Annotated in this window: 21 protein-coding genes; 14 read left to right on the top strand and 7 right to left on the bottom strand. The window is 64.1% G+C overall.

Annotation, left to right across the window (positions count from 1 at the left end):
- The first annotated feature begins 212 nt into the window (after positions 1 to 212).
- The 5 genes from NFJ07_RS01215 (at position 213) to NFJ07_RS01195 (ending at position 3,760) form a co-directional block, all read left to right on the top strand.
- Entirely contained in the window at positions 213 to 437 is a 225-nt protein-coding gene (locus NFJ07_RS01215) for a hypothetical protein (protein WP_269991885.1), read from the top strand.
- A gap of 82 nt (positions 438 to 519) precedes the next feature.
- A complete protein-coding gene (locus tag NFJ07_RS01210) occupies positions 520 to 1,530 on the top strand; it encodes a LacI family DNA-binding transcriptional regulator (protein WP_269991884.1) in 1,011 nt (336 codons plus the stop codon).
- 167 nt (positions 1,531 to 1,697) lie between these two features.
- Positions 1,698 to 1,889 (top strand): hypothetical protein, encoded by a 192-nt coding sequence (locus NFJ07_RS01205; RefSeq protein WP_269991883.1) that lies wholly within the window; start codon positions 1,698 to 1,700, stop codon positions 1,887 to 1,889.
- Positions 1,890 to 1,938: 49 nt separating this feature from the next.
- A complete protein-coding gene (gene arfA, locus NFJ07_RS01200; protein ID WP_269991882.1) occupies positions 1,939 to 3,450 on the top strand; it encodes an arabinosylfuranosidase ArfA in 1,512 nt (503 codons plus the stop codon).
- 115 nt (positions 3,451 to 3,565) lie between these two features.
- Positions 3,566 to 3,760, top strand: coding sequence for a hypothetical protein (locus NFJ07_RS01195; protein ID WP_269991881.1), 195 nt, complete (start codon positions 3,566 to 3,568; stop codon positions 3,758 to 3,760).
- Between the two features lie 74 nt (positions 3,761 to 3,834).
- Here the strand turns inward: NFJ07_RS01195 and NFJ07_RS01190 are convergent, their stop codons facing one another.
- The 6 genes from NFJ07_RS01190 to NFJ07_RS01165 all read right to left on the bottom strand — a co-directional run bounded on the left by NFJ07_RS01190 (position 3,835) and on the right by NFJ07_RS01165 (position 11,189).
- Positions 3,835 to 5,121, bottom strand: a complete 1,287-nt coding sequence (locus NFJ07_RS01190) for an ABC transporter permease (RefSeq protein WP_269991880.1) — start codon at positions 5,119 to 5,121, stop codon at positions 3,835 to 3,837.
- Positions 5,118 to 5,816 carry an ABC transporter ATP-binding protein gene (locus NFJ07_RS01185; protein WP_269991879.1) on the bottom strand — a complete coding sequence of 233 codons (699 nt, stop codon included), beginning with the start codon at positions 5,814 to 5,816 and terminating at the stop codon, positions 5,118 to 5,120. Before NFJ07_RS01185 ends, NFJ07_RS01190 begins: the two co-directional genes overlap by 4 nt.
- A 232-nt stretch (positions 5,817 to 6,048) precedes the next feature.
- Positions 6,049 to 7,584, bottom strand: a complete 1,536-nt coding sequence (gene araA, locus NFJ07_RS01180; protein WP_442865263.1) for an L-arabinose isomerase — start codon at positions 7,582 to 7,584, stop codon at positions 6,049 to 6,051.
- A gap of 34 nt (positions 7,585 to 7,618) precedes the next feature.
- Positions 7,619 to 8,326 carry an L-ribulose-5-phosphate 4-epimerase gene (locus NFJ07_RS01175; protein ID WP_269991877.1) on the bottom strand — a complete coding sequence of 236 codons (708 nt, stop codon included), beginning with the start codon at positions 8,324 to 8,326 and terminating at the stop codon, positions 7,619 to 7,621.
- Positions 8,323 to 10,047 (bottom strand): ribulokinase, encoded by a 1,725-nt coding sequence (gene araB / locus NFJ07_RS01170; RefSeq protein WP_269991876.1) that lies wholly within the window; start codon positions 10,045 to 10,047, stop codon positions 8,323 to 8,325. Before araB ends, NFJ07_RS01175 begins: the two co-directional genes overlap by 4 nt.
- Positions 10,048 to 10,178: 131 nt before the next feature.
- Positions 10,179 to 11,189 (bottom strand): LacI family DNA-binding transcriptional regulator, encoded by a 1,011-nt coding sequence (locus NFJ07_RS01165; RefSeq protein WP_269991875.1) that lies wholly within the window; start codon positions 11,187 to 11,189, stop codon positions 10,179 to 10,181.
- Between the two features lie 141 nt (positions 11,190 to 11,330).
- Between NFJ07_RS01165 and NFJ07_RS01160 the strand changes: the two genes are divergently transcribed.
- The 5 genes from NFJ07_RS01160 (at position 11,331) to NFJ07_RS01140 (ending at position 18,004) form a co-directional block, all read left to right on the top strand.
- On the top strand, positions 11,331 to 12,386 hold the full coding sequence (locus NFJ07_RS01160) for a zinc-dependent alcohol dehydrogenase family protein (protein WP_269991874.1): 1,056 nt from the start codon (positions 11,331 to 11,333) through the stop codon (positions 12,384 to 12,386).
- Between the two features lie 115 nt (positions 12,387 to 12,501).
- Positions 12,502 to 13,500: a zinc-dependent alcohol dehydrogenase family protein gene (locus NFJ07_RS01155; protein WP_269991873.1), complete on the top strand. Its 999-nt coding sequence runs from the start codon at positions 12,502 to 12,504 to the stop codon at positions 13,498 to 13,500.
- 272 nt (positions 13,501 to 13,772) lie between these two features.
- Positions 13,773 to 14,993 (top strand): sugar ABC transporter substrate-binding protein, encoded by a 1,221-nt coding sequence (locus NFJ07_RS01150; RefSeq protein ID WP_269991871.1) that lies wholly within the window; start codon positions 13,773 to 13,775, stop codon positions 14,991 to 14,993.
- A 7-nt stretch (positions 14,994 to 15,000) separates the two neighbouring features.
- Positions 15,001 to 17,118 (top strand): ABC transporter permease subunit, encoded by a 2,118-nt coding sequence (locus NFJ07_RS01145; RefSeq protein ID WP_269991870.1) that lies wholly within the window; start codon positions 15,001 to 15,003, stop codon positions 17,116 to 17,118.
- A 10-nt stretch (positions 17,119 to 17,128) separates the two neighbouring features.
- Positions 17,129 to 18,004, top strand: coding sequence for an SDR family oxidoreductase (locus NFJ07_RS01140; protein WP_269991869.1), 876 nt, complete (start codon positions 17,129 to 17,131; stop codon positions 18,002 to 18,004).
- Between the two features lie 43 nt (positions 18,005 to 18,047).
- Here NFJ07_RS01140 and NFJ07_RS01135 read toward each other — a convergent pair whose 3' ends face one another.
- Positions 18,048 to 20,543, bottom strand: a complete 2,496-nt coding sequence (locus NFJ07_RS01135) for an ATP-dependent Clp protease ATP-binding subunit (protein ID WP_269991868.1) — start codon at positions 20,541 to 20,543, stop codon at positions 18,048 to 18,050.
- Positions 20,544 to 20,717: 174 nt separating this feature from the next.
- Here NFJ07_RS01135 and NFJ07_RS01130 point away from each other — a divergent pair, with 174 nt between their 5' ends.
- From NFJ07_RS01130 to NFJ07_RS01115, 4 genes are all read left to right on the top strand, one after another.
- Positions 20,718 to 21,182, top strand: coding sequence for a GatB/YqeY domain-containing protein (locus tag NFJ07_RS01130; protein ID WP_269991867.1), 465 nt, complete (start codon positions 20,718 to 20,720; stop codon positions 21,180 to 21,182).
- A 28-nt stretch (positions 21,183 to 21,210) separates the two neighbouring features.
- A complete protein-coding gene (locus NFJ07_RS01125; RefSeq protein ID WP_269991865.1) occupies positions 21,211 to 22,074 on the top strand; it encodes an HNH endonuclease in 864 nt (287 codons plus the stop codon).
- A 198-nt stretch (positions 22,075 to 22,272) separates the two neighbouring features.
- Positions 22,273 to 22,644 carry a YegP family protein gene (locus tag NFJ07_RS01120; protein WP_269991864.1) on the top strand — a complete coding sequence of 124 codons (372 nt, stop codon included), beginning with the start codon at positions 22,273 to 22,275 and terminating at the stop codon, positions 22,642 to 22,644.
- Between the two features lie 118 nt (positions 22,645 to 22,762).
- Positions 22,763 to 24,355, top strand: coding sequence for an AMP-binding protein (locus NFJ07_RS01115; RefSeq protein WP_269991863.1), 1,593 nt, complete (start codon positions 22,763 to 22,765; stop codon positions 24,353 to 24,355).
- Positions 24,356 to 24,359 lie beyond the last annotated feature (4 nt).

Genomic DNA, 24,359 nt, shown 5'->3' with positions numbered 1-24,359 from the left:
ACTTCTGCGCTTCAATGTGCCCCCTGGAAGATGACCGCTGGTCGGAGCATATATGCGGAAGTCGGCCCCGTCATCAGGTGTGATGCAACTCCGCGGACTTTTCTCTGCCTTGTGCGGTGCCCGCGGCCTGAGATAGTAGCATTTGTAATGCATGAATACTCTTGGCGAGGAGCGTCCTACGTGCAGGGAAAAATTGGGGGCAAGCAAAGGCCATGGATTCAGAACCGGTACAGCCCGAGGTAAATCCGCGGTTCAGCAACACCCGGAAGCAGAATACGGAGCTTGCGATCCAACAACTCATGGACGGCGGGTTCACCACGATTCAGGTCGATGAATTCCTTGAGACGCTGCACCGGATGGAGGCCGACCGTTCGATACTTGCGCCCCTGACGAACGCCCTCTTCGCCATGAACGTCTCAGTTCAGTGGTTGATGTAGCGACGATTCTCCCCGTACATTCTTTCCAACGTTGTAATCTGCAGGTTAGACGGATGCCGACTTGCGCGCGGAAGAAGGAAAAGTGGCAATTACCATGCGGGACGTGGCTCAGGCCGCCGACGTGTCAATCAAGACCGTGTCGAACGTCATCAACGACCATCCAAACATCAAAGCCGAGACGCGCGAGCGGGTTTTGCTCGCCATCGAGAAGCTTGGCTATCAGCCCAATCTCTCGGCCCGCGGATTGCGGTCGGGCCGTACGGACGTCATCAGCCTCATCATCCCGGATTTGAAGAACGCATACTTTGCTGAACTTGCCGACGCCGTAATGACGGCCGCCTCAAAGCGGGGGAAAGTGGTGATCATCGAGCAAAGCGGAGGCTCGCGGGCACGCGAGCTGGAGATCCTGCATGGCCCCCGGATGCGAATGGTCGATGGCGTCTTGTACAGTGTGCTCGGCCTGAGCCAGGAAGACGTGGGCCTCATTGACATCCCGACTCCCATGGTCCTCCTGGGTGAGCGGATCTTTAACGGACCCACAGACCACGTCACCATGCAAAACATTGAGGCTTCGCAAGCAGCTACGGAACACCTCCTGCAACGCGGACGAACGAAACTGCTCGCCTTTGGTGCCCACCGGAATGAAGTCATCGGTTCAGCCGGGCTCCGCCTGGAAGGTTACCGCCGCGCCTTGAAGAAGGCAGGGCTGGATTACCGGGACGAACTGGCAATCGACGCCCAGTCGTGGCACCGGTCCGACGGTGCCCAGGCCATGCGGCAGGTCCTGGAGTCCGGGCTGGACTTCGACGGTGTCGTGGCATTCAACGACTCCATCGCCCTGGGCGCCATGCGCGTCATGCAGGACGCCGGACTGAAAATCCCTGAGGATGTGGCAATCATCGGCTTTGACGACATCGACGAGACCCGGTATTCACTACCGACGTTGTCGACCATAGATCCGGGCCGGGGCGAGATCGCCGAGACCGCCGTCGCGATGCTCTTGGAACGGATCGACGGCGCGGCCGAAGCAACGCCCGCCCGCGAGTTTGAGGCAGGATTCAAGGTCATCAGCCGGGAGTCCACGGCAATCTGACACCAGCGGAACCTCCGCCCAATTTCTTCTTGACATGCAAGTCCCGTCACATCATCATGGATTTACAACGATTACTTACATCGATGTAAAAGCTTGGGAATCTACGTGAACAAGAATGCAATCGCAGCAGCACTGTCAGCCGCTGCCCTGGCCACCACACTGGCAGGGTGCAGTGGTGGCGCGGATGGTGCCAGTGCGGGCTCTGGGAGCAGCTGGCTTCGTCCAACAACGGGGGTGGCCACTCGCTCTGGAGCCTGATTGTCGTCGGTTCGTTCATTTCCATCATTCCCCTCGTGGTGGCATTCCTCACCCTGCAGAAGTACTGGCAGGGCGGCCCGTCCCCCGGCAGCCTCAAATAGGCATTCAAAGCACCCTTCCCTTCCCGCTCCCTCTCACTGAAAGCAGACCATGGTTTCCGCACGCCTTACGATCGACCCGCAATTCGCAGTGGGCACTGTCAATCCCCGCCTCTTCGGTTCGTTTGTTGAACACCTTGGACGCTGTGTCTACGACGGCATCTACGAACCCGGTCACCCCAGCGCAGACGCCGACGGTTTCCGCACTGATGTGATCGAGCTCGTCAAAGAACTCGGTGTCTCCACCATTCGCTACCCGGGCGGTAACTTCGTGTCCGGGTTCCGCTGGGAGGACAGTGTTGGACCCAAGGAACAGCGCCCTCGCCGCCTCGACCTCGCGTGGCACTCCACCGAAACCAACGAGATCGGCATGCACGAGTTCAGCACATGGTTGGAGAAGGTGGGCAGCGAACTCATGCTGGCCGTCAACCTTGGCACCCGTGGCACGCTGGAGGCTTTGGACCTGTTGGAGTACTCCAACATCCGCTCCGGGACGGAGCTGTCAGACCGCCGAGCCGTTCATGGCCGGGTGGAGCCTTTCGGCATCAAAATGTGGTGCCTCGGCAATGAAATGGACGGCCCGTGGCAGTTGGGCCATCGCTCCGCTGACGACTACGGCAAAATCGCATCGCAGACCGCGAAGGCAATGCGTCAGCTGGACCCTTCCGTTGAACTCGTGGTCTGCGGCTCATCCAGCGCACATATGCCCACCTTCGGAGAGTGGGAGCGGATAGTACTCACCCACTCCTACGAGGATGTCGATTACATCTCTTGCCACGCCTACTACGAGGAAAAGAACGGTGACCTGGACTCGTTCCTTGCCTCCGCTACCGACATGGACCACTTCATTGACTCTGTGGTTGCGACGGCGGACCACGTCAAGGCTGTCAACGGAAGCACGAAATCCATCAACATTTCCTTCGACGAGTGGAATGTGTGGTACCTCGAACGGTTCCAAAACGTCGACAAAATCGAAGGGATCGACAACTGGCCCAAGGCGCCGCGACTGCTTGAGGACACGTACTCCGTGGCCGACGCCGTCGTCTTCGGCAACCTGCTGATCTCACTGCTCAAGCACGCCGACCGTGTCACCTCCGCCTCCCTGGCGCAGCTGGTCAATGTGATCGCTCCCATCATGACCGAACCCGGGGGCCCGGCGTGGAAACAGACCACCTTTTTCCCGTTCGCGTTGACGTCAAAACTGGCCAAGGGAGTCGCCCTGGATGTGAGGCTGGAAGCCGACAGGTACAGCACGGACGCCTACGGCACCGTCCCGCTCATCGACGCCGTCGCCACGTTCGACGCGGACTCAACGACAACCGCCGTCTTCCTGGTCAACCGATCACGGAGCGAGGAAGCAACCGTAACCATAGACCTGGCGGCCCTTGGCAGCGCGATCGTCTTGGACGCGCAGACACTCTCGGACGCAGATGTATACGCCAAGAACACACTCGACGATCCGAACCGCGTACGGCTGTACCCGAATAAGAGTGCCGTAGCGTGTAACGGCGTTGTCGAAATCACCCTGCCTCCTGTGTCCTGGACGGCCCTCAACATAGCTTGAAAACCCAAGCAACACCCCGGCCTGAAGACCGGGGTGTTGCCGAAGTCGAGGACATGGCGCGCCGGGCTTCGGGCCAACCCTTTTGGAGACCGTCGCCCGGTGGGACGATTCTGATATGAGCGAAAACGAAGACCAAAAGCTCGCGTCCCCGGCTACCGGCCATAACCTTCCCAGGGAAAAAGGCATTCCCGCGGAGGAATACGAACACCCGACCACACACCAGATGCGCATCATAGGTCAGCGGCGGACCGAAGCCGAAGCCAAGCTCGAGCGGCAACAGCGCGAGGCTCGGAGCAAATTCCACGAATAAAGGGACACGCTTAGGCAGCCGGCGCCGACTCGCAGTCTTCGCCTGCAGCCGCATCGACCAATTCCGCGTGTCGCCTATTCGTAACGCAGCGAATCGATGGGGTTCTGACGTGCCGCGCGCCACGCGGGCAGCGTGCCGGCAATGAAGGCGATGATCATGACGAGGAGGACGACGGCGCCCACCGGGCCCGGTGCGAAGGCAAGGATGTGGAGTCCCGGCAGGTCGCTGAGCGGACCGCGGGCGAGGGCACCGCTGACTGCGGTGCCTACGCCGATAGCTGCGGCTGAACCGATCACGCTCCCGAGAAGGCCGATGAACGCCGCCTCCGTGCTGAAGAGCGCGAACACGGAACCGCTGCCCATGCCCATGGCTTTCATGAGGCCGATTTCGCGGGTGCGTTCCTGGACGGACATGAGCAGCGTATTGACGATGCCGAATCCAGCGGCCAGGAGGGCGATGACGGCGAAGGCGTCAAGGACACCGATGATCCCGTTGATCACGGTCTTGACGGTGCCGATCCGGTCGTCGAGGGTCTGGGCGGTGTAACCAGCCGCGGAGAGATTGGATTTCATCTCACTCACCTGGGCTGACGACGAAGTGGCGAAGGTCGCCGTCGCGTCCGTCCACGCGCTGGCAGCTGTGGAAGGGGCACCGGTGGCCTGGGCTTGGGTCAGGGCAGTGGAAAGGGATTTGTTCACTGCTATCCCGGAGCTGCTGAGAAGGCTGTCCTGCTCTACCCCGGCGATGCGCCCAGCCACGGTGTGCATCGTGCCGGTGGCGTCCGTGATGCCGATGGTCACGTCCTGGCCGATCGCCTGGCTGTTGTCGGCGAATCCGAGCGGGACGATGTAGCCGACCGGCAGGAGAAGCTGGGCCTGGCTGTTGGTGTCATCCAGGTTGGTGCCCGAAGCGAGCTGGGGCTGCGCCCCGGCGAGGGCGCTGACCGAAAGCTGGTATTTGTCGTGCGTGCTCCACTGGACGTAGTCCGGGTTGATCCGGGTGACGGGGGTGACGCCGGTGATGCCCGCAATGGCGCCGATTTTGTCGAGGTCGGATTGGTCCAGGGTGAGCTGTGAGGAGCCGGGCCTGCCGCCGGCAGCCACGCGCTTTATGGTGGGGTCGTACTTTTTGGGCCCGGATCCCGGGTTGCCGCTCGTGTCGGTCTTGCTGATCGTAAAGGCGTTGCCCGGTCCGACGGCGGCGAGCTGGGTGTCGATGTAGTTCGAAATCCCTGTGCCGAGTCCGTTGGTGATGGTCAGGGTGAATGCGCCCACGAAGATCGCCAGGACGGTCAGGGTGGTCCGGAGTTTGCTGCGGAAGCTGTTCGCGATGGCGGTTTTCAGTATTTCGAGCGGTTTCATGCCGCGTGCTCCTCGTCGGTGGTGATCAGCAGCCCGTCCCGGATGTACAGGCGGCGCTGGAAGCGCTCTGCGAGGTCGTGGTCGTGCGTGACGACAATCAGGGTAATGCCGTGGTTCTGGTTCAGGTCGAACAGGATGTCTTCGACGATCCGTCCCGTGGCGCTGTCGAGGTTACCCGTAGGTTCGTCCGCAAAGAGCACCTGGGGCTTGTTCACCAAGGCTCGGGCAATCACCACCCGTTGCTTCTGTCCCCCGGAAAGATTCGCGGCCTTGTTCCGGGCCTTGTCCGCTAGCTGGAGCTGCTCCAGGACCTCCATGCCCCGGCGGCGCCGTTCCCGTGCGCCGACACCGGCGATTTTCAGGGGAAGGACCACGTTCTCGAGAACGCTCGCCGCTGGGTTGAGGAAGAACTGCTGGAAGACGAAGCCGAACATCGCGTTGCGTAGCCCGTTGAGCCTGCGCCCGTTCAGGCTCTTGGCCTCCGTGCCGTCCACCGTGATGGTACCGCTTCCCGGAGTGTCCAGCAGGGCGAGAAGGTGCATGAGCGTTGACTTGCCGGAACCGCTTTTGCCGACGATTGCCACAGATTCCCCGGGCTGGATGTCCAGCGAGACACCCTTCAGGGCGTCGAAGCGGTCAGGACCTCGCCCGTAGCTTTTAGTCAGCTCGCGCGCGGTGAGAATCGGTACGGGCATGCGGTTTCCAATCAATAGCTCGTGCAGGTTACGGAGAACGCAGGATCAGTCCCTGAGGTTGACGTGCAGAACTCGCATATCCACAGCAAATGATTCGCAGTATGCACGATGGCATTGGTCACCCCCGCACGGGTAGCAACCAGCGCGTTCTCGTTCAGAAAAGGGACACTAGCACGCCAAACTGGAGAACAGACTCAGGGAGTGTGCCCCCCAAACTAGATCCGTAACCCGTTCACAGTCCGCTGGCGAGTTTGTAGTAGGCGGCGTTCCAGGCGAGTTCCTTTTTGAACTGTTTGATGGTGGTGTTTTCGTCGATGGTGAGCAGTTCGGTCCGGGCGATTTCGGCGAAGTCCTCGAACACGTCCATGCCCACCTGGGTGGAGAGCACGGTGTGGTGCGCGGCGCCCGCTGTGAGCCACGCGGCGGCGGAGGTCGCGAAGTCGGGCTTGGGTTCCCACAGTGCCCGGGCGACGGGGAGGTTGGGCAGGGGCTGGTCGAGGTCGACGACGTCGACGGCGTTTGCGACGAGGCGGAAGCGGTCGCGCATGTCCGAGAGTGCGACGACGACGCCGGGCCCAGCGTCGGTGTCGAAGACCATGCGGACGGGGTCTTCCTTGCCGCCGATGCCCAGCGGGTGGATCTCCACCCGCGGCCTGGTGGCGGTCAGGGAGGGGCAGACTTCGAGCATGTGCGCGCCGAGGATCTTCTCCTGACCCGGCACCAGGTGGTAGGTGTAGTCCTCCATGAGGGAGGCGCCGCCGGGCAGCCCGGCGCCCATGACCTTGGCGGCCCGGACCAGGATCGCGGTCTTCCAGTCGCCCTCGGCGCCGAAGCCGTAGCCGTCGGCCATGAGCCGCTGCACGGCCATGCCGGGCAGCTGGCGCAGCGCGCCCAGGTCCTCGAACGACGTCGTGAACGCGGCCGAGCCGTTCGCCTCCAGGAAGGACCGGAGACCGAGTTCGATCCGCGCGCTGTAGCGCAGCGAGTCGTGGCGTGCGCCGCCGGCACGCAGCTCTGGTGCCACCTCGTAGAGCCGCTCGTACTCGGCGACCAAAGCGTCGACGTCGGACTCCGGCGCGCCGTGCACGGCGTCGGCCAGTTCGTTCACGGACCAGGTGTTGACCGAGACGCCGAAGCGCAGCTCGGCCTCGGTCTTGTCCCCTTCGGTGACGGCGACGTTGCGCATGTTGTCACCGAAACGGGTCAGCTTCAGGCTGCGCACCGCGGCCCAGCCCGCGGACGCGCGCTGCCAGGCACCCACCTGGCGCGTGACGTCCGGGTTGGAGACGTGCCCGACGACGGTCTTCCGCGGAATGTTCAACCGGGACTGGATGTACCCGAATTCACGGTCGCCGTGGGCTGCCTGGTTCAGGTTCATGAAGTCGAAGTCGATGTCCGCCCAGGGCAGGGCCACGTTCGCCTGGGTGTGCAGGTGCAGGAGGGGCTTGCGGAGCAGGTCCAGTCCCTGGATCCACATCTTGGCGGGGCTGAAGGTGTGCATCCAGGCGGTCACGCCGATCACGGCGTCGTCAGCGTTCGCCTCGAGTGCGGTGCGGCGGATCGCATCCGCATCCGTCAGCACGGGCTTCCAGACCACCTTGACCGGGACATCGGAGGACGCGTTCAGGGCGGCGGCGATCTCCTGGGACTGCGCGGCGACCTGTTTGAGGACGTCCTCGCCGTAGAGGTGCTGGCTGCCGGTGAGGAACCAGACTTCGAAATGCTCGAGGGAGGTGTTGTGGGCATTGATGTTGTTGGCGTGGGACATGGGTTTCTCCTTGAAAGTTTGTGGGTGGCGCGGACTAGCGGCCGTAGACGTTTTGGTAGCGGTCGTAGAGGGATTCGATCTGGCCCGCGTCGATGGGCAGCGGCTCACCGAGTTGCCGGGAAATGTGGACCGTGCGGGCCACTTCCTCGCACATCACGGCGGCCTTCACGGCGGAGCGGGCGTCCTTGCCGATGGTGAACGGGCCGTGGTTCTGCATCAGGACCGCCGGCGAGTGGGAGGCCCGGAGCGTTTCAACAATCCCGCGGCCGATCGAATCGTCCCCGATCAGCGCGAACGGGCCCACCGGGATGGTGCCGCCGAATTCGTCCCCCATCATGGTCAGCACGCACGGGATCGGCTCACCGCGCGCGGCCCAGGCCGTGGCATAGGTGGAATGCGTGTGCACCACGCCGCCGACGTCGGGCATGTTCCGGTATACATAGGCGTGGGCGGCGGTGTCCGACGACGGCGACAGGTCCGGGTTGCCCCACTCGACAGTGCCGCCGCTCCCGGTGTTGATGCCGCTGACTGGTGTGCCGTACAGGTCCGTGACCACCATGAGCTCCGGAGTCAGTTCATCGTAGGAAACCCCCGAGGGCTTGATGACCATCAAGTCATGCCCCGGGACGCGGGCGGAGACGTTGCCCGCGGTCCAGACCACCAACTCGTAGCGGGTCAGTTCGGCGTGTAGCGCGCACACCTCGGCCCGGATCCGGGCAATCGTCTCCAGCAACGCGCTCATGCGGAGGCCCCTTCCAGGACGACTGACTTGTGTGCGTTCCGCTGGATCTTCTTGAGCCGGTGCATGACCTCGTTCGCTCCCCTGCCGAAGTAGTCGTGGAGTGTCCGGTATTCGCGGAAGAGCTCCTCGTAGGCGGCGACGTTTTCCGCGATCGGCGTGTAGACGGCGCCGGGTTCGGATCCCATGGCGGCAGCGGCCTGGCGGATGTCCGGGTACTCCCTCGCGGCGACGGCGGCGTGGATGGCCGAACCCAGCGCGGGACCCTGGGCGGAGCCGATCGTGGAGAGCGGTAGCCCCGTGATGTCGGCGTAGATCTGCATCAGGAGTGTGTTCTTCAGCAGCCCTCCGGCCACGATGAATTCCTGCACCGGCACCCCGGAGTCCCGGAACGCGTCCACAATGGTGCGGGTGCCGAAGGCCGTGGCCTCCAGCAGCGCCCGGTAGATGTCTTCCGGGCGGGTCGCCAAGGTCTGGCCCACGATCACCCCGGAGAGTTCGTGGTCCACCAGGACGGACCGGTTCCCCGAGTGCCAGTCCAGGGCGATGAGCCCGTGTTCACCGATCGCCTGGGTGGAGGCGAGTTCGGTGAGGTATTCGTGGATGCCCAGGCCTGCCGTTTCGGCGGCCTCGTGGTATTCGGGCGGGACACCGTACTTGGTGAACCAGCCGAAGATGTCGCCCACCCCGGACTGGCCGGCCTCGTAACCCCAGAGCCCGTCCACGATCCCGCCGTCGACCACTCCGCACATCCCCGGCACCTCGCGCAGGACATCCGCGTTCATGACGTGGCAGGTAGACGTTCCCATGATCGCGACGAGCTGTCCCGGCTCCACCGCTTTGGCTGCCGGGGCGGTGACGTGGGCGTCGACATTCCCGACGGCGACGGCGATGCCCTCGCGCAGGCCGGTCCAGGCGGCGGCTTCGGCCGACAGGTAACCGGCGACCTCTCCCAGGCGGCCGATCGTGTGTTCGAGCTTGGCGGACACGAAGTCCTTGAAGTCCGGGTTCAGTGCGGCCAGGAAATCCTCGGACGGGTAGGCGCCGTCCTGGTAGATGCCCTTGTACCCGGCGGTGCAGGCATTCCGGACATAGTTTCCGCACAGCTGCCAGACAATCCAGTCAGCCGCCTCCACCCAGTGGTCCATCGCCGCGTACGCGTCCGGATCCTCCTCCAGCAGCTGAAGGCCCTTGGCGAACTCCCACTCCGAGGAAATGAGCCCGCCGTAGCGCGGCAGCCAGGCCTCACCCCGCTCGCGGGCCATGGCGTTGATGCGGTCCGCCTGCCCCTGGGCCGCGTGGTGCCGCCACAACTTCACATAGGCGTGCGGCCGGTTGGCGAACCCAGGCAGTTCGCTCAGCGGAGTGCCGTCAGCCTTGACCGGCACCATGGTGCACGCCGTGAAGTCGGTGGCAATCCCGACGACGGCGGCCGGATCGATCCCGGCGTCGCGCACCGCGGCAGGAACCGCGTGACGCAACACCTCCCGGTAATCCTCCGGCACCTGCAGGGCCCAGTCACCCGGAAGCCGGACGGCTGGCGCGTCAGATACATCCGCCAGATCGGCCGGCAGGGCCTCCGTGATCACCGCGTGCGGATAGTCGAACACCCCGCTTCCCAGTTCCTTGCCGTCCCTGACCCGCACCACCACGGCCCTGCCCGAAAGCGTGCCGTAGTCCACGCCGATGACGTAATGCTCGTTGCCGTCCGCTGTGACGTCCATGAAGTCCTCCCATAACCAGCCCGCTGCCTTGCGGACTGAATCAATTGTGAGCGCTAACAATTCTCGCGTCAAGACAGCAGTGTCAAGGCAGCAGCGTCAAGGGCCCACCGCACACTTGAAACAAAAGGCGGTCAGGCGGGGGCGGAAGTACTTTGGCGAACCACCAACTCGGGCTCCACCACTGTGGTGCCGACGCTTTCCCCGTCCTCGATGCCGCCCAGCATGAGATCCATGCAGCGCCGCCCGAGTTCTTCGAAGTCCTGGCGCACCGTGGTCAACGGCGGCGTGAAATAGCCAGATTCAGGCTGGTCATCGAAACCCACCACCGAGACATCCTCGGGCACCCGGACACCGGCCTCGTTGAATGCACGCAGCAGGCCCAAGGCCATCTGGTCATTGCCTACAAAAATCGCCGTGGCAGTCCTTTCACCGGCAAGCTTCCTGCCGATGTCATAGCCGCTGCCCGCGCTCCAGTCCCCCACCACGAGCAAGTCATCCTCAAGGCCCGCGGCCCGCAAGGCCGCACTCCACCCTTCGGCCCTGGCCACCCCGTCAATCCAGTCCTGCGGGCCGGCCACGTGTCCTATGCGGCGATGTCCTTGCTCGACCAGATGCCTGACGGCCAGCTCCGCGCCCCGCCTCTGATCCACCATCGCACCCCCCACGGCCGCATCGCCCAGCGAACCCACGGCCACCACAGGAACCCCCGGGTTCACTTCCGCCAACGCCAGCAGGGTTTCTGAATGCGGCACAATCACCACGATCCCGTCCACGGACTGGTCCAGGAAGTGCCGGACCGCATCAAGAATCGCGTCCCGGCTCACCGTCCTCAAGGCCGCGATGCTGACGAAATAGCCGGCATCTTTAGCGGCTTGTTCGACGCCCAGCAAGGTGTTCGCCGGGCCGTATTGCGCCAGCTCGCTTGCCAGGACGCCGATAGTTTGAGAACGTCGCGTGACGAGGCTCCGAGCGGCAGTATTGCGCCGGTAGCCCAACTCGGCGATGGCCGCCTCGACGCGCTCCCGGGTGGCTTTGCTGACGTTGGGGTGGTCGTTGATCACCCGGGACACTGTTTGGTGCGAGACTCCCGCCCGTTCCGCTACGTCCTCAAGCCGTGGCAAGCGCCCGCTGCTTTTTGTCATGGGGCTATTCTGCTCGACGCAGAGGCCAAGCGACGAACGGGGCCGCAGCGGCTCCGAGCTGAGCTACCGGGCAGTACGAGACCACGGGCGCCGCGGGGATAGACTCGATCCCAGCCCAACGATCACCATTTGAGGAGCCCCATGCGCGCCACCATCATCCACGGTCCCGGCGACATCCGTGTTGAAGACCGTAACTACCCAACGGTCCAGCTGCCCACCGACGTCATTGTCAAAGTCACCGCTTCGTGCGTCTGCGGATCGGACCTATGGCCCTACCGCGGCGTCAAGCCCACTCATCAGCCCTCGGCCATCGGACATGAATTCATCGGCACGGTGGAAAGCATCGGCGACGACATTACCACCCTGTCGGTCGGCGACTTCGTCATCGCTCCCTTCCTGGTCAGCTGCGGCGCGTGCCCGCAATGCCTGGGCGGCGTCACGGTGGCCTGCGACCACTTGGCAGGTTGGGGCGGCAAGGACGACAGCGGGCACGCGATCGACGGCGGCCAGGGCCAGGCCGTACGAGTACCACTCGCCGAGTCCACCCTCGTTAAGGTTCCCGGCGTCACGCAGCCCGACGACGCACTCCGAGCGAGCTTGCTGACGCTCTCCGATGTGATGGCGACCGGCCACCACGCCGCCCTCGCCGCGAAGGTCGGCCCCGGCAGGACCGTCGTCGTCGTAGGCGACGGCGCCGTAGGGCTCTGCGGTGTGCTCGCAGCAAAGCGCCTCGGAGCCGAACGAATCATCGCAATGTCCCGGCACGCCGACCGCCAGGCGATTGCCCTCGAATTCGGGGCCACGGACATCGTCGCCGAGCGTGGCGAGGACGGCGTAGCCAGGGTCCGCGAGTTGCTGGGAGGCGTTTTGGCCGACTCCGTGCTGGAGTGCGTCGGAACCAAGGAATCCATGGAACAGGCACTGCACAGTGTTCGCCCGGGCGGCGCCCTCGGCTTTGTTGGCGTCCCGACGGGCGGGGCCGAAGCTCCGTTGCGCTACTTGTTCGACACGAACATCTCGATTGCCGGCGGAATGGCGCCTGCGCGCACGTACATCCCGGAACTGCTCGCTGACGTGCTTGACGGCAAGATCAATCCGGGCCGGGTCTTCGACACCGTGATGCCGCTCGAGGAAGCTCCCGAGGCCTACCGCGCCATGGACGAACGGCGTGCCATCAAGGTCCTGCTCACCCCCTGAGGGCATGGGCTGAACCCGAAGATTCAGGCCGGTCGCGTGGACTGTGGCGTGCGCGCGGGAACGGCGAGAGAATCCACATAGAAGGGTCGGCCTGAACCCGAAGGAGTGAACAGTCGTGCGCGCATGGTGGGTCGGGGAACCAGGCCCGATTGCCTCACGACCACTCGTTTGGGGCGACCGGCCTGATCCGCAACCGGGGCGGCGGGAACTCCTGGTCAGTGTGCGAACCTGTGGTGTCTGCCGCACGGATCTGCACCTGGCCGAGGGCGATCTCGCCCCTCGGATGCCGAATGTAGTACCCGGCCACGAAGCGGTGGGAATAGTCAGCGGGACGGGCGAAGGGTGTGTGAAGTTCCGGCGCGGTGACAGGGTCGGAGTGGCGTGGCTTGGCGGAACCTGCGGGAGCTGCGAGTTCTGCCGCCGTGGCGACGAAAATCTCTGCCTCTCCCCTGCCTTCACCGGATGGGACAGGGACGGTGGCTATGCCGAACAGCTCACTGTGTCCGAGGATTTCGCCTATGCCATCCCGCCCCAATTTTCGGACGAGCAGGCGGCCCCACTGCTGTGCTCCGGCATCATCGGTTACCGCGCCCTCAAACGCGCCGCTGTTCCGACTGGGGGCCGGCTGGGCATCTATGGTTTCGGAGGGTCTGCCCATCTCACGGCGCAGATGGCCCGCTATCAAGGGGCGCAGGTCTACGTGATGACACGCTCGGAGTCGGCCCGTTCACTCGCGCGTGAGCTGGGCGCCGTGTTTGTCGGCGACGCGTACGATTCCCCGCCAGACCCGCTCGACTCGGCCATACTTTTTGCCCCGGTCGGGGATCTTGTTCCTGTGGCACTCAAGGCCTTGGACCGGGGCGGAACCCTCGCCGTTGCGGGCATCCACCTGAGCGACATACCGCCCTTGAACTATTCCGCTCATCTCTTCTATGAGCGGCAGCTCCGTAGTGTTACCGCCAATACCCGGGCAGACGGCGAAGAATTCTGGTCCCTGGCCGCAGAAATTCCGCTAGCTCCGACCACGACGGCGTATCCGTTGGCTGAAGCTGATCTGGCGCTGCAAGACTTGGCCAGCGGCCGCATTGCCGGAGCTGCCATCCTGAGGGCCTGAAGCCTTGCTAAGAGCGGACTTCCGGTCTACAACGTAGTCATAGAGCAACATCGACGAACATTCCCGGCGTCGCCGGCTTGTCCGTCCAGAGAGGACCCCGTGATATCGAGTCGCTGGTCGTAAAGTCGCCAGTCAGCTCAGTGCTGACTAATCGACGTCCGTTGGTGAGAACCGCCGTGGCCTCCGGCGTGGACCTGCGTCCGGCGCCAACGCCCAGGTTCCGGCCCGACCCCGCCAGGTCGCCTGCAGTTGCAACCAATGGAAGGAAAGAAATGTTAAACAGGAAGGTCCCGGCACGAGGCGCCGGAACCGCCTTCATTGCAACCCTCGCTATCACGGCACTCGCCGCTTGCTCAAGCCCGAGCACATCACCTTCGCCAAGCGCCACGAGTTCCGGAGGAGCCGTACCGCAGATCTCGGCGGATGCGTTCACAGCCGATTTCTCAGCGATGAAACAGCTCACGTCGCTCGCTTCACAGGGCAAGGGATTGGTCGGCGTGCTGCTACCGGACACCACCACTTCCGCGCGGTATGTCACTTTCGATGCGCCGTACCTCACGAAGGCGTTCCAAGCCGCTGGACTCGACTCCTCCAAGTTCAAGATCGACAATGCGCAGGGCAGCGCAAGCACGATGCAGACGCAGGCCGAGGCTGATATCACGGCCGGGGCATCCGTGCTGCTCGTCGACGCCCTCGACTCCGGTTCGGGCGCGGCCATCGAGGCGGCTGCCAGCTCGCGCGGCGTGAAAGTGATCGACTATGACCGGCTCGTCAAAGGCGGGGCAATGGATCGCACCTATGTCAGTTTCGACAACGTCAAGGTTGGTCAGCTGATCGGCCAGGGCGAAGTCACTTGCATCTCAGACTGGAAAGTCACCAAACCAAACATCCTGGTCATGGACGGCGACCCGACAGATAACAACGCGAAGCTGTTCGCCCAAGGCTATAACGGCGTACTCAAGCCGCACTTCGACAATGGCGAGTACGTGAACGTAGGCGAGCCAGCGGGCACCTGGACACCGTCGGTGGCACAGACGACGTTCGCCCAGCAGTACACCGCGCACCCGAACATCAACGCGGTGGTCACGCCTAACGACGACAATGCCAACGCCGTGATCGCCTACCTGCAGAGCAAGCAAATTCCCGCCAAGACGTTCCCGACTACGGGACAGGATGCGTCCTTGTCCGGCCTGCAGAACATCTTGAAGGGGTACCAGTGCGGAACGGTGTACAAGCCGATCTACTTTGAGGCCCAGGCGGCCGCCGCAGCAGCCCTCTATCTGCGGGCGGGCGTGACCGTTCCGTCAACCCTCGTAAACGGCAAGACGACAGACGACACCGCGAAGTCCGACGTCGGATCGGTCCTGCTGACCCCGCTGTGGGTGACCACGAAGAACATGGCGGACACGGTAGTCAAGGACGGCGCTGTGACGAGTTCTTCACTGTGCATCTCGCAGGTGAAGGACGCGTGCACCGCGGCAGGTATCCAGTAGTTCGACAATGAGTGAGTTGGTAACGCCAGACCCCGCCGCCGTCGGGCCCCTGCTTCGGCTGGTGGGCATCGACAAGAATTTCGGGCCGGTGCAGGCACTGGTCGACATCACCCTTGAGGTGCCGACCGGCAAGGTGACCGCGCTTGCCGGCGACAACGGCGCGGGCAAATCGGTATTGATCAAATGCGTCGCCGGCATTCACGCCCCCGACGACGGGCAGCTGTTTTGGGAAAACCAGCCCGTCCGGTTCAACTCGCCGCACGAGGCCGCAGCGCTCGGCATCGAGACCGTGTATCAGGACCTGGCCCTGTGCGACAACCTCGACATCGTGCAGAACCTGTTCCTGGGCCGCGAACGCCTTCGCCATCGTCTCCTTGATGAAGAGAGCATGGAGATCGCGGCGCGGGAGACGCTCGCGAGCCTGGCCGTGACTACCGTACGGTCGATCCGGCAGCCCGTCGCGTCACTGTCCGGCGGGCAACGCCAGTCCGTGGCGATCGCGAAGTCGGTGCTGTGGAACTCGAAGCTCGTCATCATGGACGAGCCCACCGCGGCCCTCGGCGTCGCCCAGACGGAGGTTGTCCTTCACCTGATCCGCCAGCTCGCCGACCGTGGCGTCGCCGTGATCGTCGTCTCACACAATATGAACGACGTGTTCGAGGTCGCAGACCGCATCGCCGTGCTCAGGCTCGGGCAGCTTGTGGCCATCCGGCCCGTCACGGAAATGGACCGGCAGATCGTGGTCGACCTGATGACCACGGGGTTCTCCGATCGGGCACGGCCGGAACTCGCGCCGTCCCCGCCGCCGAAACGCCAGCTCACTTCTGCCAAGGGGCCGCTCCCGTCCGCAGCAGCTGCCCTCCAGGACGAGCCGACCACCGCGGCCGCAAAGCGGAAGGCCGCACTGGCATTGAACCCCGACATCACCGCGACGTCGCTGCCCGGATACTTCCGTGCCGCGCTGGCGCGGGTTCGGGGCGGCGAGAGCGGAGTGCTGCCGGTCCTCGCGGGCCTGTTGCTGATCTCTGTCCTGTTCCAATCGCTGAACCCGAACTTCCTGACTCCCGGCAACATGGTGAACCTGCTCATCCAGGGTTCGGTGTTCATGCTGCTGGCGATGGGCCAGGTCTTCGTGCTCCTGCTCGGCGAAATAGACCTGTCAATCGGGTACGTCGGTGGTGTGGGCGGCGTCATCATGGCCGAACTCGTCCAGGAGTCCACCGGCTGGCCGTGGTGGGCAGCGATCGCCGTCGGCTTGCTTAGCTGCGCCGGGATCGGGTTACTGCACGGCACTATCATCACCCGCCTCGGGCTGCCGTCGTTCGTGGTGACGCTTGGCGGCCAGCTTGGCTGGCTTGGCGTGATGCTCATCATCCTCGGCAGCGGCGGCGTGGTGCCCATCAACGACACCGTCATCAACAACATCGCGAGCGGCAACCTCAGCCCGGTCACCAGCTGGATCCTCATGCTCGTCGTCGTCGGAGCGTTCAGCACGTGGACGTGGCTGCGGGACGCCCGCCGGCGGAACACCGGACTCGTCGCGCCGCCCGCCAGCGTGAGCGCCCTGAAGATCGCGGCAGTGCTCGCCGCGGGTGTGGCCATCGTTTGGCTCTGCAATACCGACCGGGGCACCCTGGTCGAAATCAGCGGCGTGCCGTGGGTGCTTCTCGTGGTGCTGGGAGTCCTTGCGGCCTGGACACTGCTGCTCGGGCGTACGCGGTTCGGCCGCTACGTCTACGCTATTGGCGGCAACGCCGAGGCCGCACGGCGGGGAGGCGTGAACCTTGCGCGCGTTCGCACGCTCGCCTTCATGCTCGCTTCCTTCACCGCAGGAATCGGCGGAATTGTGTACGCGTCGCGGCTCCGTTCCGTCTCGACGTCGTACGACGGCGGCACGCTGGTGCTTTACGCCGTGGCGGCCGCGGTAATCGGCGGGACAAGCCTCTTCGGCGGGCGGGGCAAGGTGCTGCACGGGGTCCTCGGTGGGCTGGTGATTGCGACGATCGATAACGGCATGGGCCTGCAGGGTTACAGCGCACCGGCCAAGTACGTCGTCACGGCTCTGGTTCTCGTCGCGGCCGTGACGATCGACGCGGTCGCGCGCCGCGGCCGCTCCCGGATTTAAGGAGGCAACGATGACGGACTCTGGACCGGTGCTTGTGGTCGGCGGCACCGGGATGCTGGGCAGCCAGGTGGTTTCCAGGCTGCTAACGGGAGGAAAGCAAGTCCGCGCCTTGGTGCGGCCCGGTTCGGATGCGAGCCGCCTTGAAGAAGCCGGGGCCACGATCGCACGTGGCGACATGATGGATCCGGAATCGCTCGCGCGCGCCATGGAAGGCGTCGACGCCGTGATCACCTCAGCGGCGGGATACACCCATCACCGGGAAGGCGACAGCACCGTCATCGACACGGTGGGCAACATCAACCTCGTCGATGCCGCCAGCCGCGCCGGCATTCGCAGATTCGTCCTGACAAGCATCCTCACCTGCGATCAAACACCGGACCTTCCGCACTTCTGGCACAAGAAACTGACTGAGGATCGCCTGGAAGAACGCGGGGTCCCGTTCGTAGCGCTGCGTCCGGGCGCTTTCCTTGACCAGATCACTCGCTTCGGCGACCCCTTCAGCGAGGGGCGGATCACATGGTTCGGGTCATCGAGCGTTCCCCTGACATTCGTACTTACCCGTGACCTCGCCGGGTACCTTGCGGCAGCAGTCGACGCGAGCGGAGTCGATGGGCAGCGTATCGACATCGGCTGGGATCGGCCGGTAACCATGCAGGACATCGCTGATATCTCCGCCCAAATGCTCGGCCGACAGGTGCAGCTCGTAGTCAACCCGGTCAACCCAATCAACCCGATGGCGAAGGACCTGGGGGCGATGATGGACTGGTTCCAAACCGGCCGCTATGTCGCCGATACCTCACGACAACGCGAAGTATTCGGCCCACCGCCATCCGCCGAGGATGCCGTGGCACGCCTGCTCACCGGCCTCGGACACAAGCTTGCCTAAACCGGGCCCGACGGCGGCCGGACGGGGCGTCTGCTAACTCGCATTAGCCCACGGCGGGCAGCGCGTCGGGGATGCGCGGCTTGGCATTGCCGGCGAAGGTGAACTTGGCGTCGTCGCCTTCGCCGTCCACGTCAACCACCACGATGTCACCCGGGTGCAGCTCGCCGAAGAGGATCTTCTCGGAAAGCTGGTCCTCGATCTCGCGCTGGATGGTGCGGCGCAGCGGCCGGGCACCCATCGCCGGGTTGTAGCCGCGGGTGGCCAGAAGGACCTTCGCGGCGTCCGTGAGCTCGATGCCCATGTCCTTGTCGGCCAGATGCTGTTCCAAGCGACCGATCATCAGGTCCACGATCTCGATGATCTCGTCCTGCGTGAGCTGCGGGAACACTATGACATCGTCAACGCGGTTGAGGAACTCGGGGCGGAATTGCTGCTTGAGCTCCTCGGTGACCCGCGCCCGCATCCGGTTGTAGCCGGTGGTGGTGTCCGTGCCGGACTGGAAGCCCGTGGCCACGCTCTTGGAGATATCGCGGGTGCCCAGGTTGGTGGTCATGATGATCACCGTGTTCTTGAAGTCCACCACCCGCCCGTGGCTATCGGTCAGGCGGCCGTCCTCCAGGATCTGCAGCAACGAGTTGAACAAGTCGGAGTGTGCCTTCTCCACTTCGTCGAACAACACCACGGAGAACGGACGACGGCGGACCTTCTCGGTCAGCTGCCCGCCCTCGTCGTAGCCGACGTATCCCGGAGGGGCGCCGAAGAGACGCGAGACCGAATGCTTTTCCGAATACTCGGACATGTCCAGCGTGATGAGGGCCTCTTCGTCAGCGAAGAGGAATTCGGCCAACGCCTTGGCGAGCTCCGTCTTGCCGACACCGGTAGGACCGGCGAAGATGAACGATCCACCCGGACGCTTGGGGTCCTTCAGGCCGGCACGGGTGCGGCGGATTGCACGAGACACCGAGCTAATTGCCTCATTCTGTCCAATAACGCGCTTGTGCAGTTCCTCCTCCATCTTGAGCAGGCGGCTGGACTCTTCCTCGGTCAGTTTGAAGACCGGGATACCGGTGGAATTCGCCAGCACCTCGGCAACAAGTTCCTCGTTGACCTCGGAAATGCCGTTCATGCCGCCGGACTTCCATCGGAGCTCCTTCTCCCTGCGCTCGGCGACGAGATTCTGCTCCTTCGCACGCAGCGAGGCGGCGCCCACGAAGTCCTGGGCGTCAATGGCCGATTCCTTCTCCATCTTCACCTCGGCGATGCGCGCATCCATCGCCTTGAGCTCCGGCGGACGGGTCATGCGGCGGATACGCAGGCGTGCACCGGCTTCATCGATCAGGTCGATCGCCTTGTCCGGCAGGAACCGGTCCGACACGTAACGCTCCGAGAGGCTTGCCGCGGCCGCCAACGCGCCGTCGGTGATGGTCACGCGGTGGTGCGCCTCGTAACGGTCACGCAGGCCCTTGAGGATCTCAATGGTGTGAGCCACTGAGGGTTCCTGGACCTGGATCGGCTGGAAGCGGCGCTCCAACGCCGCGTCTTTCTCAATGTGCTTGCGGTACTCATCCAAGGTGGTGGCACCGATCGTCTGGAGTTCACCACGCGCCAGCAATGGCTTCAGGATGGACGCGGCATCGATGGCACCCTCGGCAGCGCCGGCACCCACCAGCGTGTGGATTTCGTCGATGAAGAGGATGATGTCGCCACGGGTCCGGATTTCCTTGAGGACCTTCTTCAGTCGCTCTTCAAAATCACCACGGTAACGGGAACCGGCCACCACTGAGCCCAAATCGAGCGTGTAGAGCTGCTTGTCCTTCAGGCTCTCCGGCACGTTGCCGCGGACAATTGCCTGGGCGAGGCCCTCGACGACGGCGGTCTTGCCGACGCCGGGCTCACCGATCAGCACGGGGTTGTTCTTGGTGCGGCGGGAGAGGACCTGCATGACGCGTTCCATCTCCTTCTCCCGGCCGATCACGGGATCAAGCTTGTTATCCCGCGCAGCCTGGGTCAGGTTGCGGCCGAACTGGTCCAGCACCGCCGAACCGGCAGGAGCTGCCTCAGGCTGGCTCGGTCCTGCAACCGTTCCACTGGGATCCTTGCCCTCATAGCCGGAGAGCAAATGGATGACCTGCTGGCGGACGCGGTTGAGGTCGGCGCCAAGCTTGACGAGGACCTGCGCGGCGACGCCTTCACCCTCGCGGATCAGGCCGAGCAAAATGTGCTCCGTACCGATGTAATTGTGGCCGAGCTGCAGGGCTTCCCGGAGAGCGAGTTCAAGCACCTTTTTGGCGCGCGGTGTAAACGGGATGTGACCGGACGGGGCTTGCCGCCCCTGGCCGATGATCTCCTGCACCTGCTCGCGGACGCCATCGAGCGAAATGCTCATCGACTCGAGCGCCTTGGCGGCAACGCCTTCACCCTCCTGGATCAGACCCAAAAGGATGTGCTCGGTACCGATGTAATTGTGGTTGAGCATGCGTGCCTCTTCTTGGGCAAGCACAACAACGCGACGGGCACGGTCCGTAAATCTCTCAAACATTTCGCCACACTCCTGGCAGCCGCTTACCTTGATGCTACGTCGCTGCGGGCCTTCTTGGGGGGGATTCGCCGGAGGCAGAATTTTGGATAGCGGACGGGCAGGCTGCATGGCTCTTCTGCACAGATGGGCCAGACCGTGAAGAATGAAATCAACCACCAAGGAGAGGGAAACACAATGAGCACCCTGAAGCAACGCCTGCATGCCGACGTCGTGGTTCACATGAAGGACCGAAACAAGACCGCGCTCACGACCGTCCGCAACGTCCTGGGCGAAATCGAGACGCGGGAGAAGTCCGGCAAGACACCCATCGAGCTGGACGACACCCAGGTGACGGCCCTGCTGCAGAAGGAAGCCGCCAAGCGCCGGGACACGGCCCGCATCTACACGGAGGCCGGCGAGGCCGAGCGCGCTGGGGCGGAAATCGCCGAAGCAGAAGTCATCGAGGCGTACCTGCCCAAAATGTTGACCCCCGCCGAAGTCGAGGACATCGTCGACGAGGCAATCGCTGCGCTGAAGGCCAGTGGCCAGGAACTCACGATCAGGCAGATGGGCGCCGTGATGAAGCCCGTCACAGCAAAGGTCGCTGGCCGCTTCGACGGCAAGGCCGTCAGCGAAATCGTCCGGACCCGACTCGCATAGCTGAACAGGCACGTAAGGAGGAGTAGCCATGGCAGCCATCATTCTGGGATGGAATCCAGGGCTCTGGAACGGCTGGAACTATGAGGCTGTGATGGAGCAGGTCGCCGAAACAGGTCTATTCCTGGACCGATGGGACGTCGGGAGACACCGGAAGATCCAAGCCGGCAACCACGCATGGCTTCTCCTGCAAGGCCGGGGCCAACACGGACGCGGGCTCATTGGACACGGCGTCGTCATGTCCGAAACCTACGAGGTGCCACAACGCTCCGAGCCGAACACTACCGCGCGGTATATAAGCGTGGCCTTCGATGCCTTGCTCCCCCTCGGCGGCCAGATACCGTCGAGTGTCCTCTCCAGCGAAGTGCCGGACGTGGCTTGGAACACCTTCCGCGGTTCCGGACGGCTCATCCCTTCAGAATCCGAACCGGGCCTCCAACGCGTATGGCGCGAGCACGGACCAGTCGCCTCCGAGCCATACCAGACCGTTCCAGGAACGTACCCGGAAGAAGCCGTCAGCCGGATTGAAACGAACCGCTACGAGCGAAACCCTGACGCCCGCCGGATCTGCCTGGCCTTCCACGGAACGTCTTGTGCCGTGTGCACTTTCTCGTTCGAAGTAAGCTACGGGGATATGGGCAAAGACTTCATCCACGTCCACCACGTGGTTCCTGTTTCACAGCTTGGCAGCGGCTATCGGCTGGATCCCATAGCGGACCTCGTGCCCCTATGCGCCAACTGCCATGCCATGGCACACCGGGGCGCAGGCACCCCTCGCACCGTGGCGGAGTTGCGGCGGGCCATGGCCGCCGCGGGACACTTGCCCGGCCAGATTGTGGACGACACGGCATTGGCCGCCCAAGACGCCGCACACCGGATCCTCGAGCAGCGGTGACCATACTCCCGTCCTGGTGCACTAGCCAGCCAAGGTTCTTCCCCGTATTTTAGTTAACTACACCGTGTGGCGAGCACCACACACTGTGAGTCAGATGATCCATTTGCCGGACCAAAAAAGCTGGGGCGCAACGCCGCGCCCCGGACCCGGCGAGACCTACCGGGCGTCACGAGCCGCCCGCTGTTCAGGAGGATACGCATGACCGGGATGTTTGAACTTTTCATCGACGAGGACACGAGCTTCAGATTCAGGCTCAAAGCGCCGGACGGAACAGTGGTAGCCGTCTCCAGGTCCTTTCCCGACAAGCCCGCCGCGGTGTGCGGCATCAGTGACGTTCGCGAATATGCGGGAATGGGCCTGATCACCGATCTATGCCCGGAAGTCCCACTCCGCGGTCCGTCGCCCACGCCTCCAGTTCCCGTTGCACGGCAAACCAGTCCTTCCGCAATGCCGCAGCTTCCCGCCCCGACCCGCCACCATAATCCGCTCCCCCAAAGGGATCGAACCGGCCGCCCCTGGCACACCCCGGCCTACGTGGACGCGTCCTGCACAGATTTAGTTGAGGCGTAGACCCTAAGAGCGGGCAGGATCGAGGGGACTCGGTGGCGGCCCTTGTCCCGGCCCGCGCCGCCGGGTGTAATGGACGCACGACGGCGACTCCCCGCCGTCGTGCGTCGAAGGAGCCGCAATGTTCACCAGCCCATACTCTGATGTAGAGATCCCCGAAGTCACGATTTATGAGTATCTATTCGGTGGGCTGGGCGTCGAGGACCTTGACCGGATTGCACTCGTGGACGGAACGTCCGGCGCGGAAATGACGTACCGGCAACTCGTCAGCCGAATCGACGCCACCGCAGGCTGGCTCGCGGGCCACGAGGCCGGCCCCGGGACCACTGTCGGGCTTTTCTGCCCCAACGTACCGGCGTTCGCCGTCGTCTTCCACGGGATCCTCCGCGCGGGCGCCGCGGTCACCACCGTCAACGCGCTGTATACCGCCGATGAAGTCGGCAGCCAGCTCACGGACGCGGGCGCCTCCTGGCTCTTCACCATCTCACCCTTCCTTGAGCGGGCGCAGGCCGCGGCGCTGGCTGCCGGCATCCCGGCGGACCGGCTCGTGGTGCTCGACGGCGGCGAGCTCGCTGCGTCAGCGGGGCATCCCTCGCTCGCGGACGTGCTCGAAGCCGGCCTTCCGGCGCCGACGCTCAGCGTCGATCCGCACGCCGCCGCCGTCGTGCCCTACTCCTCGGGCACGAGCGGCGCTCCGAAGGGCGTCCTGTTGAGCCAGTACAACCTCGTGGCGAACGTCGCTCAGTCCAGTGCCTTCTTCCGCGTCACTCCCGACGATGTGCTGCTCGCCGTCTTGCCCTTCTTCCACATCTACGGCCTGACCGTGCTGCTCAATCTCGCCCTCGGCGAGCGGGCCCGGCTCGTCACGATGCCGAAATTCGACCTCGCCGAGTTCCTCCGCATCACACAGGACCACCGCTGTACTTACCTCTTCATCGCGCCGCCCATCGCCGTCGCGCTCGCGAAGCATCCGCTGGTGGACCAATACGACCTCTCGTCCGTCCGCGCTGTGCTTTCGGGAGCAGCGCCCCTCGACGGCGAACTGGGGCACGCTGTTGCGGACCGGCTCGGCTGCACGATGCTCCAGGGCTACGGCATGACCGAGCTGAGCCCCGTATCCCATGCCATCCCGCGCGACGGCGCCGAGCGCGTCCCACTCGACTCGGTGGGCTATACCGTGCCAAATACGGAGTGCAAGCTCCTCGACCCCGCCACGGACGAAGAGATCGAAGTCCCGGCCGAAGGACCGAGCGCACCCGGGCAGCTCCTCGTCCGCGGCCCGCAGGTCATGCTCGGCTACCTGAACCGGCCCGACGCAACCGCTGCAACGATCGATCCGGATGGCTTCCTCCGCACCGGCGACATCGCGACCGTCACTGCCGACGGCGTCGTGACGATCGTCGACCGGCTGAAGGAGCTGATCAAGTACAAGGGCTACCAGATCGCGCCTGCCGAGCTCGAAGCGCTCCTGCTCACCCACCCCCGTATCGCGGACGCCGCGGTCATCGGGATACACGCGGACGACGGCGAAGAGGTGCCGAAGGCGTTCGTCGTCCGGCAGGCGGGTGCCGAGCTCGGGGATGGGGAGGTCATGGAGTTCGTCGCCGGAAGGGTGGCCCCGTTCAAACGCGTGCGATCGGTCGAGTTCCTCGAGGTGATTCCCAAGTCGGCGTCGGGGAAGATCCTTCGGCGGGAGCTGCGCGCGAGGGGTTAGGATG

Source organism: Arthrobacter sp. B2a2-09 (assembly GCF_027587375.1).
Taxonomy (GTDB): domain Bacteria; phylum Actinomycetota; class Actinomycetes; order Actinomycetales; family Micrococcaceae; genus Arthrobacter.
Note: the sequence above shows the minus strand (reverse complement) of the source record. Positions and strands in the feature narration are given on the sequence as shown.

What these genes read in the sequence shown, in the direction of transcription:
- NFJ07_RS01215 (WP_269991885.1), top strand. Translation starts at nt 213, where the DNA reads ATGGATTCAGAACCGGTACAGCCCGAGGTAAATCCGCGGTTCAGCAAC.
- arfA (WP_269991882.1), top strand. Translation starts at nt 1,939, where the DNA reads ATGGTTTCCGCACGCCTTACGATCGACCCGCAATTCGCAGTGGGCACT.
- NFJ07_RS01195 (WP_269991881.1), top strand. Translation starts at nt 3,566, where the DNA reads ATGAGCGAAAACGAAGACCAAAAGCTCGCGTCCCCGGCTACCGGCCAT.
- NFJ07_RS01190 (WP_269991880.1), bottom strand. Translation starts at nt 5,121, where the DNA reads ATGAAACCGCTCGAAATACTGAAAACCGCCATCGCGAACAGCTTCCGC.
- NFJ07_RS01185 (WP_269991879.1), bottom strand. Translation starts at nt 5,816, where the DNA reads ATGCCCGTACCGATTCTCACCGCGCGCGAGCTGACTAAAAGCTACGGG.
- araA (WP_442865263.1), bottom strand. Translation starts at nt 7,584, where the DNA reads ATGTCCCACGCCAACAACATCAATGCCCACAACACCTCCCTCGAGCAT.
- NFJ07_RS01175 (WP_269991877.1), bottom strand. Translation starts at nt 8,326, where the DNA reads ATGAGCGCGTTGCTGGAGACGATTGCCCGGATCCGGGCCGAGGTGTGC.
- araB (WP_269991876.1), bottom strand. Translation starts at nt 10,047, where the DNA reads ATGGACGTCACAGCGGACGGCAACGAGCATTACGTCATCGGCGTGGAC.
- NFJ07_RS01165 (WP_269991875.1), bottom strand. Translation starts at nt 11,189, where the DNA reads ATGACAAAAAGCAGCGGGCGCTTGCCACGGCTTGAGGACGTAGCGGAA.
- NFJ07_RS01160 (WP_269991874.1), top strand. Translation starts at nt 11,331, where the DNA reads ATGCGCGCCACCATCATCCACGGTCCCGGCGACATCCGTGTTGAAGAC.
- NFJ07_RS01150 (WP_269991871.1), top strand. Translation starts at nt 13,773, where the DNA reads ATGTTAAACAGGAAGGTCCCGGCACGAGGCGCCGGAACCGCCTTCATT.
- NFJ07_RS01145 (WP_269991870.1), top strand. Translation starts at nt 15,001, where the DNA reads ATGAGTGAGTTGGTAACGCCAGACCCCGCCGCCGTCGGGCCCCTGCTT.
- NFJ07_RS01140 (WP_269991869.1), top strand. Translation starts at nt 17,129, where the DNA reads ATGACGGACTCTGGACCGGTGCTTGTGGTCGGCGGCACCGGGATGCTG.
- NFJ07_RS01135 (WP_269991868.1), bottom strand. Translation starts at nt 20,543, where the DNA reads ATGTTTGAGAGATTTACGGACCGTGCCCGTCGCGTTGTTGTGCTTGCC.
- NFJ07_RS01130 (WP_269991867.1), top strand. Translation starts at nt 20,718, where the DNA reads ATGAGCACCCTGAAGCAACGCCTGCATGCCGACGTCGTGGTTCACATG.
- NFJ07_RS01125 (WP_269991865.1), top strand. Translation starts at nt 21,211, where the DNA reads ATGGCAGCCATCATTCTGGGATGGAATCCAGGGCTCTGGAACGGCTGG.
- NFJ07_RS01120 (WP_269991864.1), top strand. Translation starts at nt 22,273, where the DNA reads ATGACCGGGATGTTTGAACTTTTCATCGACGAGGACACGAGCTTCAGA.
- NFJ07_RS01115 (WP_269991863.1), top strand. Translation starts at nt 22,763, where the DNA reads ATGTTCACCAGCCCATACTCTGATGTAGAGATCCCCGAAGTCACGATT.